Origin of the sequence: Nocardia sichangensis, assembly GCF_047200615.1 — a bacterium.
Taxonomy (GTDB): domain Bacteria; phylum Actinomycetota; class Actinomycetes; order Mycobacteriales; family Mycobacteriaceae; genus Nocardia; species Nocardia sichangensis.
In genome coordinates this window covers 136,292-148,338 of sequence record NZ_JBJZOK010000006.1, presented here as the reverse complement: position 1 = coordinate 148,338, position 12,047 = coordinate 136,292, and the positions used below count along the sequence as shown (strand labels likewise).

The window sequence follows — 12,047 nt, the reverse complement described above, 5'->3', positions numbered from 1 at the left end:
ACGATGACCGATCTCGGCGGCAATGGGAAGCCGCTCAGGCCGATTCATGACGCGAGTGTGCCGAGCAGCGCTCGAATATACGACTATGTGCTGGGTGGGAAAGACCACTATCAAGTGGATCGGGACGCGGCCGAGAAAGTGATCGCGGCGTTTCCCACCACCAGGGTCGCGGCTCGGCAGAACCGGTCGTTCATGCACCGTGCGGTGAACGCGCTGACCGAGTTGGGCGTGACGCAGTTCCTCGACGTCGGCACCGGCATCCCCACCGAGCCGAACCTGCACCAGGTGGCGCAGGCGCCGACGCCCGAAGCGCGGGTGGTCTACGTGGACAACGACCCGATCGTGCTGACCCATGCCCGCGCCCTGCTCACCGGCACGCCGGAGGGCCGCACCGCGTACGTCGACGCCGACCTGAAGGACCCCGCGGCGATCTTGTCCGCGCCCGAACTCCGCGAGACCCTGGACCTGGAGCGCCCGGTGGCGCTGAGCCTGGTCGCCGTGCTGCATTTCCTGGCCGACGAGCAGGACCCCTACGGGATCGTCGAGACATTGATGGATGCTCTCGCGCCGGGATCGTTCCTCGTGGTCTCGCACATCACCGCCGACCTCGAACCGGAGATGATGACCGACGCACTCGACGTGTACCGGCAGAGCGGGGTCTATGCCCAGACGCGCACGCGGGACGAATTCGCCCGCTTCTTCACCGGGTTGGAACTATTGGACCCGGGAATCGTCGTCACCAATCAATGGCGTCCGCAGGGCGAGTCGCCGTCTTGGCTCGACTCGCAAGTGAACTGCTGGAGCGCGGTCGGCCGTAAGGTGTGGTAGGCGGACCTTCCCGGGGCAGGAATCACGGAGGCTCGGTGCTCGTGAGTCCTGCCCCGCGTGATCAGCTCAGGGCCGGGAGCACTTCGCGTTCGAAGAGTTCGATGCCGGAGGTGTCGTAGGCGGCTTCGGGGAAGTTGAAGATGGCGTAGCCGAGGCCGAGGTCGCGGACCCGGCGCAGGTTCTCGGCGATCTGCTCGGGGGTGCCGGTGGCGGCGCCGCTGTTGTACAGCTGCTCGAAGTAGGACTTGGCCGCGTCGGCGCCGATGACGGGCGTCAGGCGGGCTTTCAGCGCCTCCTGGCGATCCTCTACTTCGGCCTGCGTGGAGCCGATGACGACATTGAAGTTGGAACTGCGGACGATCGCGTCGAAGTCGGTGCCGACGTCGGCGCAATGCGCGCGCAGCACCTCGGACTTGTGGGTGAACTCGTCGGGATTGCCGCTGAAGTTGGTGTACTGGGCGTATTTCGCCGCGATGCGCAGCGTCTTCTTCTCGCCTCCACCAGCGATCCACAGCGGAATCCCGCCCTGCTGGAGGGGAAGCGGGCGCACGATCGCGCCGTCCACCTGGTAGTACTTGCCGTCGAGGGTGGCCGAACCGGTGGTCCACGCCTGCCGGAAGATCTGCACGCCTTCGTCGAGGCGGCCCAGCCGTTCGCCCGCGGACGGGAATCCGTAGCCGTAGGCGCGCCACTCGTGCTCGTACCAGCCACCGCCGATGCCCATCTCGACGCGTCCGCCGGAGATCAGGTCGACCGTCGCGGCCACCTTGGCCAGATAGGCCGGGTTGCGGTAGCTGATCGCGGTACACATCTGGCCCAAGCGGATACGCGAGGTGGTCGCGGCGAACGCCGACATCAGCGACCACGCTTCGTGCGTCGCCTCCTCGGTGGGCACCGGAACGGTGTGGAAGTGGTCGTACACCCACAGCGATTCCCACACCGGGTTCGCATCGGCGCGCTGGGCGAGGTCTCGCATCACCCCCCATTGGTCCGCCGGATCGATGCCCACCAGATCGAGCCGCCAACCCTGCGGGACGAAGATGCCGAAGCGCACGAATATCTCCTTCGTGTGTACCCGAAACGGCCGCGGCGAGCGCCGCGGCCTCTACCTCACTGTTACCAGTGCGCCGCGCGCTGGCAACCGTTCGGCGCTCGACGCATCGAATTCACCGCGATCGCCCTGGCCGAATGGGCCATTCCGGAAGGCCGCTCACCAACAGAATTCGCTGGCGATAGGCGGGCGAATATCGCACGCTGGAAACGTATGAACGAGGAAAGAAGACATCGGGACAAAGAAACGCAGCCTCGGCTCGGCGTCGATTTCGGCCGGGTCATCCAGGGGGCCGCTCTAGCGCCCGGGGACGAGGACACGGTGTTCCTCTCCGGCGGGCTCGAGGAGGCGCTGCGCACGCCGCCCAGCGTGGGCGCTTTCGAGGTACTGCCGCGCCTGGTCCGGCGGTTCGAGGGGCGCGCCTGGGTGATATCCAAATGTGGCCCGCGGATCGAGCAGCGCACCCGCCAGTGGCTCGATCACCACGACTTCTACGACCGCACCGGGATCGCCCGGGAGAACGTGCGCTTCTGCCGTGCCCGGGCGGACAAGGCGGTGCACTGCGCCGAACTCGGCATCACGCACATGATCGACGATCGCGTCGACGTTCACCGTGCGCTGCGTGAGGTAGTGCCGCACCGATTGCTGTTCGGCGCGCAGTCGGAGCCGGTCCCCGAGTGGGTGCGACACGTCCCGACCTGGGAGGACGCGGAGCGGGCCGTGCTGGAGACGACGGATCGGTTTCCGCGGGCGCACCTGTAGTCCGGTGCGCGGGCCGGGAGCCGGTTTCCGGTTCGAGCGCTTCGGCTCGCGTGCTGTGACCGCACGCAATCGGCCGGGAGCTCGCGCGCCCGGCCGATCGCGTCTGTTCGATCCCTACGCGCCGGTGAACTTCTCTCCGGCGACGGACTTCGACGGCTCACCGTCGACGCCGACCGGGATATCGCCCTCGAGGGTGGTGCGGTACAGCACCCGGGTGACATCGAGGTGGTCCAGATCGCTCGGGGCGAGGTGCGCGGTGACCCGGTTGTCCCAGAACGCGATGCTGCCCTTCTGCCAGCGGAAGCGGACCGTGTAGGCGGGGTGGGTGACCTCGTCGAACAGCAGCTTCAACACCGCGTCGCTCTGGTTCGGGGTGAGCCCGACGATCCGGGTGGTGAAGCCTGGGTTGACGAACAGCGCCCGCTCACCGGTCACCGGGTGCACCCGGACGACCGGGTGCTCGGTGACCAGCGGCGCGGCCGCGACCTTCTTCGCGTAGTCGCTGTCGGAGTTCCAGGCCGGCCTGTTGCCGCCGAAGCGGTGCTCGGCGCGCAGCCCTTCGGCGAAGCGCTTGAGCGACTCGGGCAGGTTCTCGTAGGCGGCGACGAGGTTCGTCCAGCCGGTGTCGCCGCCGCGCTCCGGGGCGATCTCGGCGCGCAGGATGGAGGCCGCGGGCGGGTTGATCAGCGCGGAGACATCGGTGTGCCAGTGGTTGGTGTAGCTGTGCTTGCGCACACCGAACCGCTTCTCGTACAACCGGCTGTCGACCGCGAGGATCTCCGGGTACTCCGTCGGCGCGTCGTCGTCGTACGGGTGCGACGGCGTGACCGCGCCGAAGCGGCGGGAGAAGGCGATCTGCTGTGCGTGATCGATGTGCTGATCGCGGAAGAACAGCACCTTGTAGGTGTGCAGCGCGTCGGTGATGGCCTCGACCTGCTGGTCGGTCAGCGACTCACGGAGATCGACGCCGGAGATCTCGGCGCCGATGTGCCCGGCGACGGGAGCGACGTGCACCGCGCCATCGGTAGCGGTCGAGACGGGGGATTCGTGTACAGCGGTCATCGGAAGAACTCATTTCGGATCAGAGGATCGGGCCGGCGGCAACCGGAGATGCGGGGTCTGCGGCAAGGCGACAAGCGCTGCCGCAGACGCGCATGAAGTCGACGACGCGACGTTTGGTCAGCGCCTGCACGACGACTGCCTTCCGAGCGCGGGGTGGGCGGGCATGGTTATCAGGCGTTCGCCGGGGCGCGCCACCGCGACAGGCGGCGTTCCAGGGCGACCAGCAGGCCGTTGAAGGCGAGGCCGAGCAGCGAGATGGCGAGGATGCCCGCATACATGTTCGGGATCGCGAAGTTCTGCTGCGCGGCGGTGATCAGATAGCCGAGACCGGCCCTGGCTCCGAACATCTCGGCGGCCAGCAGCACGAGGATCGAGCTGGCGGCGGCCATCCGCAGGCCGGTGAAGATGGACGGCAGCGCCGCGGGCAGGATCACCTTCTGGAACAGCCGCAGCGGCGAGAAACCGAGGGAGGCGGCCGATTTGACGAGCAGCGGATCGACGGTGCGCACGCCGGTGATGGTGTTCAGCAGAATCGGGAAGAAGCTCGCGTAGACGACGATGGCGACCTTCGAGGTCTCGCCGATGCCCAGGATCAGCAGGAACACCGGCAGCAACGCCAGCGCCGCGGTGTTGCGGAACAGTTCGAGAATCGGGTTCAGGAAGTCCGCGACCGGCTTGTACCAGGCGATCGCGATGCCCACCGGAATGCCGGCTACCAACGCGAGCGAGTACCCGGCCAGCGAACGGTTCAGGCTCGCGGAGATGTGGGTCCACATCTCCCCGCTCGCCACCAGGTCGGCGAACGCCTGGGCGACCACCGAGAACGGCGGCAGGAACACCTCGTCCACCAGGCCGAGGGTCGGGGCGAGCTGCCACAGCAGCAGGAACAGGGCGATGACGACGGTCGGTTTGAACACCCGCCAGGCCAACCGGCTCACCGCGCGGATGGCTTGTGTTCCGGCGGAGGGCGCGGTCTCGGCCCTGCGCACCTGGGCAGGCCGGGCCTGCGCGGCCGCGCTCTCCCGTACCGGCCGCTCGCTCAGCTGAATGGCACTAGACATTGGCCGTCCTCTCGGTGGTGGATTCGACGTCGGCCGTGTGGTCGGACAAGGACTTCAGTTCCAGGCTCGCGGCCCGCTGGACCTCGCTGTGCAGCAGCGTCCAGATCTCGTGGCGGTAATCCCGGAAGCGTTCGGAGGAGCGGATGTCGTCGTCGGTTTCCCGGTCGATCTCGACGTCGACGATGGCCTTGATCCGCCCGGGTCGTGAGGTCAGCACGGCCACCCGCTGGCCCAGGTACACCGCCTCATCGATGCCGTGGGTGATGAACAGGACGGTCTTGCCGGTGGCCCGCCAGATGCGCAACAGTTCGTCCTGCAACGACTCCCGGGTCTGCGCGTCGAGCGCGGCGAACGGCTCGTCCATCAGCAGCACCTCGGGATCGAACGCGAGACTGCGCGCGATCGCGACGCGCTGTTTCATGCCGCCGGACAGCTCGTGCGGGTAGCGGTCGCCGAAACCGGCTAGCCCGACCAGCTCCAGATAGTGCTCGGCGAGTTCGCGGCGCGCCTTGCGTCGTAAACCCTTGGCCTCCAGCCCGAATTCGATGTTGGATCGGGCCGTCCGCCATGGCAGCAGCGCGTACTGCTGGAAGACGACGCCGCGATCCAGGCCGGGGCCGGTGATCGGCTTGCCGTCCAGCAGGATCTCACCGGAGCTGGGCTTGCTCAGCCCGCCCAGCAGGTCCAGCAGCGTGGACTTGCCCGAACCACTCGGGCCGACCAGCACCAGGAATTCGCCCTCGCGCAGCTCCAGCGAGATGTCGTCGAGCGCGGTGAATCGCTCGTGCGAGCCGCGCACCGCGAACTGCTTGCTCACTCCGGTGAGCGACAGTTTCGTCGCCGTCGTGGTCATTTCGCGGCCACCACCTCTCCGGTCGGCCCGGCCTCCGGCTTGTACTTGCCGTTGGCGTAGGGGTTGAACTTGTTGGTGAACAGATCCGCTGCCTTCAACTTGCCGTTCGGCAGTTCGCCGTTGCGCACCAGCCAGTCGATCCAGATCTGCAGTTCCTTGTCCGCGACCACCGCACCCGGCACCGGGATTCCGGAGCTGAGCCAGTACGGCACCAAGTTGGTGTTCTCGTTGCGGCCGCGCTTGTTGATGATCTGGGTGAACCGCTCGCGCACCTGCTCGCGGGGCGTCACCTGGAGCCAGCGGATAGCGCGTGCGGTGCCCTGCACGAAGTCCTCCACCGCTTCGGGATTCTTGGCGATGTAGTCGTTGCGGAAGACATAGGTGCCGTAGTCGAACGTGCCGAAGATGGCTTTGTCGGTGTAGAGCGGGTGGATGCCGCCGCGCTGGAGGGCGGTGTCCCGGAAGACGCTACCCAAGGCCGCGACGTCGACCTGTCCCTTGCGCAGCGCCTCCTCGGTGTTGGCCGGCGGCACGACGATCAGTTGCACCTGCTTGATCTCGTCCTCGGTCAGGCCTTGCTGATGCAGCCACTCCCTGGTGATGAATTCGTGGTGCGCGCCGAGGGTGTTGACCGCGACCTTCTTACCGATCAGATCGCGCGGCGAGTTGATGCCGGAATCGTCACGCACGTAGTAACCGGTGAACGACTGCTCGTCCGCGCCATAGGAACTGAGCACGGAGGTGACCTTCGCGCCGCCCGCGATCAGCTTGACCACCGCGCCGTTGAACGCGCTGCCGAACTCGACTTGGTTCGTCGCCGCGGCCTGGATGTTGGCGGGGCCACTGGTGGTGTCGCCTTCCCAATGCAGGCTGACCTTGCTGAAATAGCCTAGGTCGTCGGCCAATTCGAAGGCGCTCACCTGCCCGGTGGAGCCTTGGTAGCGCAGCACGGTCTTGCCGTCCGCGGTCTTGGCGGGTGCGGACTCGCCGCAGCCGGTGAGCACGGACAGCCCGGTGAGCACCGCTACGGCGGCGGAGAGAGCGCGGGCGACGCGCCGGGACGAGGGGGGGAAAGGCATTGTTGTTCTTTCGAAGACGAGAAGACGCCGTGCGATTCGACGCTCGGCGTCCGGAGACACCACAGCGGGAGCGATGCGGCGGTGGACGACCGTGCGGGATCCGGTCGGAAACGAGGGCCGCGTTGCCTCAGCGGCAACAGATTCCGTGCGGAACGCGCATGAAGTCGACCGCGCGACGGCGGATCAGGGCGGTGGCTGTCGACACTTCGAAACTTTCGTGAGCTGTACTGGTGCCTGCGTGCGCCGATGTGTTTCGGCACTTGCCTGGCAAACACTGTCCCGGTTCCCAAGCATGGGAGCAACAGTTCGACGCCGACTGCGTATAACCCTGTTTTACGGCGGCCGATGGACTACGAAGGGGTCAGGCTGACGCGCGGTAACGCATCGCCCGGTTCCGGTCGTCCCGGCGGTCGTCGCTTGCGCTGCGGACGAGTCGCGTCGCGGTTTCCCGGTGCGGAGGTCTCGTATGACGCGCGGACCCCGGTGTGAAGCGGCTTCGGTCACAACACCCTGTCGTAAGGTGATCATCGTCGCCGAAGCGATGTAAGCTGCACGAGGACATTTTCGTGTCCGTGAGATGTTGATCCGAACGGTGCGGATATCCGAGTTCCGCGGCGGCGACGAGAGGGAGGTGGGGTAGCGATGCGCAGCGAACCTCCCAGTCGAAGGCCGCGCGGCGCCGCCCCTTCGCATTCCTAGTCAGGTCGCGACGGCAGGGGCCGGCGCCCGCGGTGTGAATTTCGAGCTCTCCGTTCACTCACGCATGTGCTGAGGTCCTCTCATGTCGCAGACCGACATCATCGAAGTACGTCCGACGCTGTCCGAATCCCTCCAGGACATCGTCGAAACCCGCCGCGTGGACGCCGCGCTGGACTGGCTCGGCAACCACCCGCCGCACGTCATCGCCGATCAACTCGCCCGGATGGATGCCGTGCGGGCCGGGATGGCGTTCCGCCTGCTCGACAAAGACTTGGCGCTGGCCGTCTTCGAGGAACTCGAGCCGGTGGACCAGCAGCAGATCCTGCAGGGGCTGCGCGATCAGAGCTTCCGCGACCTGGTCGAGGGCATGGCGCCCGACGATCGCGCCCGCATGCTGCGCGAGGCGCCCGCCAAGGTCGCCAAGAAGGCGCTGGCCGGGCTGAGCCCGCGCGAGCGGCGGATGACTGCGAGCCTGCTCGGCTACCCGGAGGGCTCGGCGGGGCAGTACATGACGCCTGAGGTGGTGGCGCTGCCGCGCGACCTCACGGTGGCCGAGGCGCTCGGCATGGTGCGGGCCAAGGGCGGCAACGCCGAGACGGTGTACACGCTGCCGGTCGTCGACGCGGGCAGGCGGCTGACCGGCATCGTCGAGCTGCGCGAACTGGTGCTCAGCAAGCCGGAGACGATGGTGTCGGAGCTGGTCGTCACCGAGCCCGCCTTCGCGCGCGCCACCGACGCCGCGGAGAAGGCGGCCCGCTTGATGCGCGAGACCAACGACATCAACCTGCCGGTGGTGGACAGCGAGGACCGGCTGGTCGGCCTGCTGACCATCGATGACGCGGTCGAGGTGATCGAGGCCGCCGACAGCGAGGACGTCGCGTTGCAGGCGGGGTCCGCGCCGTGGGAAGGCCACTACATGGCCGCCGGGGTGTTCCAGCTGGCCCGCTACCGCGCGCTGTGGCTGCTGCTGTTGCTGTTCGCGGCGACCCTCACGGTGAGCGTGACGGACTTCTTCGAGGGCACTTTGCAGCAGGCGGCGCATCTGGCGCTGTTCATCCCGCTGCTGATCGGCGCGGGCGGCAACGCGGGCGCGCAGGCCGCCACCGCCTGCGTGCGCGCGGTGGCGGTCGGCGAGGTCCGGGTGTCGGACCTGTTCCGGGTGATCTGGCGGGAATGCCGGGTAGGTCTGGTGCTGGGATCACTGCTGGCGTCCGTCGGCCTGGCCATCGGGGCCTTGTTCGTCGGTCCGCGCATCGCACTGGTCGTCGGGATCACACTGGTCCTGATCTGCGGCTGGGCCGCCACCATCGGCGGCACCATGCCCCTGCTGGCCAAGAAACTGCGCATCGACCCCGCGGTCGTCTCCGCCCCGATGGTCACCACCCTGGTCGACGCCACCGGTCTGATCATCTACTTCACCACGGCCAAACTGGTCCTCGGTATCTGAGGCGCGGTGTGCTCGACGATCGCCCTACGGAAAGAGCGTGAGTACTTGGCGCACAACATCTTCGAGGGCCGCGTCAGCTTTGCCGGTGAGCGAGATGGCGGGCAGGCGCGGCCCGAGCGAACCGCGGTTCTCCGATGCGAGCGGCGGTCCGACCGCGACGTTGTAGAACCGCAGTTCGTCGGTGGCATCTCGGTAGACGGTGCGGTCGCCGACGGTGAAAGCCGGACTGCCCGCGGTGGCCAGCGACTCCGCGCTGTATTCGTACGCGAGACGAATCTCGTCGCCGTGATACGAGAACGTACAGCTGGAGACCCGCTGTTGCGCGGGTTCCGCCGTGACGCCGAGCCGCGGCAGCACCGCGCAGGGGTCGGCGCCGGTCAGCACGGTGGTGATCGTCTCCGCCGCGCTGCCCTGACGTGGCTCCCGCTTCCATTCGGATACCGCCGTGGTGATCAGTGACTTGGCGATCGGGCACGGCTCGACCCCCAAGGGCGTGTCCACCCACAGGCCGATCGCGGCGAAGGAGGGGAAGCGTGCGGTGGCCGAACAGGAGCGCTGGACGAGTTGCCCGGCCTGTTCGGCGCTCAGTGTGTCCTTGTCCGCCAGCAAGGTGATGGTCACGTCGCCGAGTCGCTCGGTGGTACCCCGATCGTTCTTCACTTCCGGCGCCGGTCCCCCCATGGCCCAGCGGACGGATTTTCCCTTGTAGCGTTCCGAGCTGTCGAGTTCGGCCCTGCACGAGTTCAGCCCGTCGGTGCCGACGGTGCGCAATTGCCCGACTTCGGCCAGTTCGGCTCGAGGCAGCAACGCGCAGGTGTCCATCGCGCGCATGCGGCGCAGCACTTCCAGACGCTGGTCGTCGGTCTGCGGCACGGTCGACCAGAAGGATCCGTCACCGGTCTGCGGAGTCGCCGCCGGACCGTCGTCCTGACACGCGGCAGCGGTCAACAGCACCGCCGCGATCACAGCCAGTCGTCGGTACATCGAGAAACCCCCTCTTCGGATCGAAATACAGTTGTGGCGCGGAGTCTTCGCCGCCGGGTCGGCGATCGGAGACAAGGCGAGGGCCCGGCATCGCTGCCGGGCCCCGTTGTCCCACACCATAACTGATGGTTCAGAACTCCCAGTCTTCGTCCTCGGTGTTGACGGCCTTGCCGATGACGTAACTCGAGCCGGAGCCGGAGAAGAAGTCGTGGTTCTCGTCGGCGTTGGGCGACAGCGCCGAGAGGATGGCCGGGTTCACCTCGGTTTCGTCCTTGGGGAACAGGCCCTCGTAGCCGAGGTTCATCAGCGCCTTGTTGGCGTTGTAGCGCAGGAACTTCTTCACGTCCTCGGTGAGGCCGACCTCGTCGTAGAGGTCCTGGGTGTAGTCGACCTCGTTGTCGTAGAGCTCGAACAGCAGCTCGAAGGTGTAGTTCTTGAGCTCGTCGCGCTCGGCCTGGGTGACCTGCTCCAGGCCCTTCTGGTACTTGTAGCCGATGTAGTAACCGTGGACCGCTTCGTCCCGGATGATCAGCCGGATCATGTCGGCGGTGTTGGTGAGCTTGGCCCGCGACGACCAGTGCATGGGCAGGTAGAAGCCGGAGTAGAACAGGAAGCTCTCCAGCAGCGTGGAGGCGACCTTGCGCTTGAGCGGATCGTCGCCCCGGTAGTACTCCAGCACGATCTCGGCCTTGCGCTGGAGGTTGCGGTTCTCCTCCGACCAGCGGAACGCCTCGTCGATCTCGCGCGTGGAGCACAGCGTGGAGAAGATCGAGCTGTAGCTCTTGGCGTGCACCGACTCCATGAACGCGATGTTGGTGAGCACCGCCTCTTCGTGCGGGGTGAGCGCGTCCGGGATCAGGCTCACCGCGCCGACCGTGCCCTGGATGGTGTCCAGCAGGGTCAGGCCGGTGAAGACCCGCATGGTCAGTTGCTTCTCGTCGGCGGTCAGGGTGTTCCACGACGGAATGTCGTTGGAGACCGGGACCTTCTCCGGCAGCCAGAAGTTGCCGGTCAGCCGGTCCCAGACCTCGGCGTCCTTTTCGTCGGGCACCCGATTCCAGTTGATGGCCGACACCCGATCGATCAGTTTCATCCTGCCTCCACGCCTTTCCCGAGCACCTGTCGTCACGGAATGTCTACCCTCGGGACACTACTCCTTGTGGCCGACATGTCCGCTCAGCACAACACCTTGTGTCGCCGCGGCAGGCGTCTACGTCGGGAAGAACGCTGTGACGCGCCGCGCGCGGCCCCCTATTGTGCGGCAAGCGGTGAGCCGCCGTGGCTCGGCCCCTGGCCCGTGGCGGTCGGGCACGGGGGCCGTTGGTCACCGCGGCGGGCGACCGCCGGGTGCGCCGCCGCCGGGTCCGCCGGGCGGGCGCCCACCGGACTGCGGCCCGGCACCGTTGTCCGACTGCGTGTTCTGTGATTTCTCGGCGACGCCCACGGTGAGCGCCACCCGCAGCCCGGAGGACGGCGTGCCCGTCACGGTGGCCAGTTCCGCGTCCCAGCCGTCGCCGAAGACGTTGTCGGAGGCCAGCGTGACCTGCGAAAGGTTGGTGACGCTGCGCGCGTAGCCGGAGTCGTGGGCGAACACCGCCTCGCAGATGTCCTGGGGCAGGGCGATCTGCGAGGTCAAACGGGCGTTCTGGCCCGCGACCGCGGTCTGCAGCGAGTCGTAGACCTCGAAATGGATGTGCGGCCACCGGCCCGAGTAGCAGGCGGGGAAGATCGAGGTGAAGGTCACCTTGCCGTCGTCGCCCGCCACCTGCACGCCGCGCAGATAGTTCTGCTCGGTGATGCCGCTGCTGTAGAGCGAGTAGCTGCCATCCCGGTCGCAGTGCCACACGTACACTGCCATGCCCGCCCCGGCGGCGCCGTTCTTCGCCAAGTCGCGCAGCGTCAGCTCGAGTGTCATCGGGACGCCCTGCGCGACATCGGAATAAGAGCCGAACGAGGTCGTGATGTCACTGCGCACCACGCCGGATTCGATGAGGATGTTGGGTCCGTTCGATCCGTCGCCCGGGTACGGACCCGCGGTCTCCTGCGGGGCGGCGGTGGCGCCGCCGAATTGCGTGGCGGTGGCGGACGCCGTCGCAGTGGCCGTGGCCGCGGTGTCGTTCGAGCCCGACGCGCAACCGGCCGCGACCGCCGCCGCGCCCGCGGTCGCCCCGAGGAAGAACAGGGCGCGGCGGCGCGACACCATCACCTTCATGTCATGTGC

At 67.3% G+C, this 12,047-nt stretch carries 11 protein-coding genes; 3 read left to right on the top strand and 8 right to left on the bottom strand.

Annotated features, from left to right (window positions below; all coding sequences use genetic code 11):
* The first annotated feature begins 3 nt into the window (after positions 1-3).
* The gene (locus ACL03I_RS10780) at positions 4-828 is read left to right on the top strand and encodes an SAM-dependent methyltransferase (RefSeq protein ID WP_355078743.1); all 825 of its coding nucleotides are present in this window, start codon (positions 4-6) and stop codon (positions 826-828) included.
* Positions 829-889: 61 nt separating this feature from the next.
* Here ACL03I_RS10780 and ACL03I_RS10775 read toward each other — a convergent pair whose 3' ends face one another.
* Entirely contained in the window at positions 890-1,882 is a 993-nt protein-coding gene (locus tag ACL03I_RS10775; RefSeq protein WP_412805802.1) for an LLM class F420-dependent oxidoreductase, read from the bottom strand.
* 210 nt (positions 1,883-2,092) lie between these two features.
* On the opposite strand from ACL03I_RS10775, the gene ACL03I_RS10770 reads away from it, so the two are divergent.
* Positions 2,093-2,641, top strand: coding sequence for a hypothetical protein (locus tag ACL03I_RS10770; RefSeq protein WP_355078745.1), 549 nt, complete (start codon positions 2,093-2,095; stop codon positions 2,639-2,641).
* 114 nt (positions 2,642-2,755) lie between these two features.
* On the opposite strand, the gene ACL03I_RS10765 is transcribed toward ACL03I_RS10770, so the two are convergent.
* The 4 genes from ACL03I_RS10765 to ACL03I_RS10750 form a co-directional block, all read right to left on the bottom strand.
* Positions 2,756-3,703 (bottom strand): TauD/TfdA dioxygenase family protein, encoded by a 948-nt coding sequence (locus ACL03I_RS10765; protein ID WP_355078746.1) that lies wholly within the window; start codon positions 3,701-3,703, stop codon positions 2,756-2,758.
* Between the two features lie 170 nt (positions 3,704-3,873).
* On the bottom strand, positions 3,874-4,764 hold the full coding sequence (locus ACL03I_RS10760; RefSeq protein WP_355078747.1) for an ABC transporter permease: 891 nt from the start codon (positions 4,762-4,764) through the stop codon (positions 3,874-3,876).
* Positions 4,757-5,617 carry an ABC transporter ATP-binding protein gene (locus ACL03I_RS10755; RefSeq protein ID WP_355078748.1) on the bottom strand — a complete coding sequence of 287 codons (861 nt, stop codon included), beginning with the start codon at positions 5,615-5,617 and terminating at the stop codon, positions 4,757-4,759. Before ACL03I_RS10755 ends, ACL03I_RS10760 begins: the two co-directional genes overlap by 8 nt.
* Entirely contained in the window at positions 5,614-6,696 is a 1,083-nt protein-coding gene (locus ACL03I_RS10750) for an ABC transporter substrate-binding protein (protein ID WP_412805801.1), read from the bottom strand. The genes ACL03I_RS10755 and ACL03I_RS10750 overlap by 4 nt, the downstream gene beginning before the upstream one ends.
* A 781-nt stretch (positions 6,697-7,477) precedes the next feature.
* Here ACL03I_RS10750 and mgtE point away from each other — a divergent pair.
* Complete coding sequence (gene mgtE / locus ACL03I_RS10745) at positions 7,478-8,842, top strand: magnesium transporter (protein ID WP_355078750.1); 1,365 nt, start codon at positions 7,478-7,480, stop codon at positions 8,840-8,842.
* A 24-nt stretch (positions 8,843-8,866) separates the two neighbouring features.
* On the opposite strand, the gene ACL03I_RS10740 is transcribed toward mgtE, so the two are convergent.
* The 3 genes from ACL03I_RS10740 to ACL03I_RS10730 form a co-directional block, all read right to left on the bottom strand.
* On the bottom strand, positions 8,867-9,826 hold the full coding sequence (locus tag ACL03I_RS10740; protein WP_412805800.1) for a hypothetical protein: 960 nt from the start codon (positions 9,824-9,826) through the stop codon (positions 8,867-8,869).
* Positions 9,827-9,956: 130 nt separating this feature from the next.
* The gene (gene nrdF / locus ACL03I_RS10735; RefSeq protein WP_355078753.1) at positions 9,957-10,919 is read right to left on the bottom strand and encodes a class 1b ribonucleoside-diphosphate reductase subunit beta; all 963 of its coding nucleotides are present in this window, start codon (positions 10,917-10,919) and stop codon (positions 9,957-9,959) included.
* A 231-nt stretch (positions 10,920-11,150) separates the two neighbouring features.
* Positions 11,151-12,038, bottom strand: a complete 888-nt coding sequence (locus ACL03I_RS10730) for a peptidase associated/transthyretin-like domain-containing protein (protein WP_412805879.1) — start codon at positions 12,036-12,038, stop codon at positions 11,151-11,153.
* Positions 12,039-12,047 lie beyond the last annotated feature (9 nt).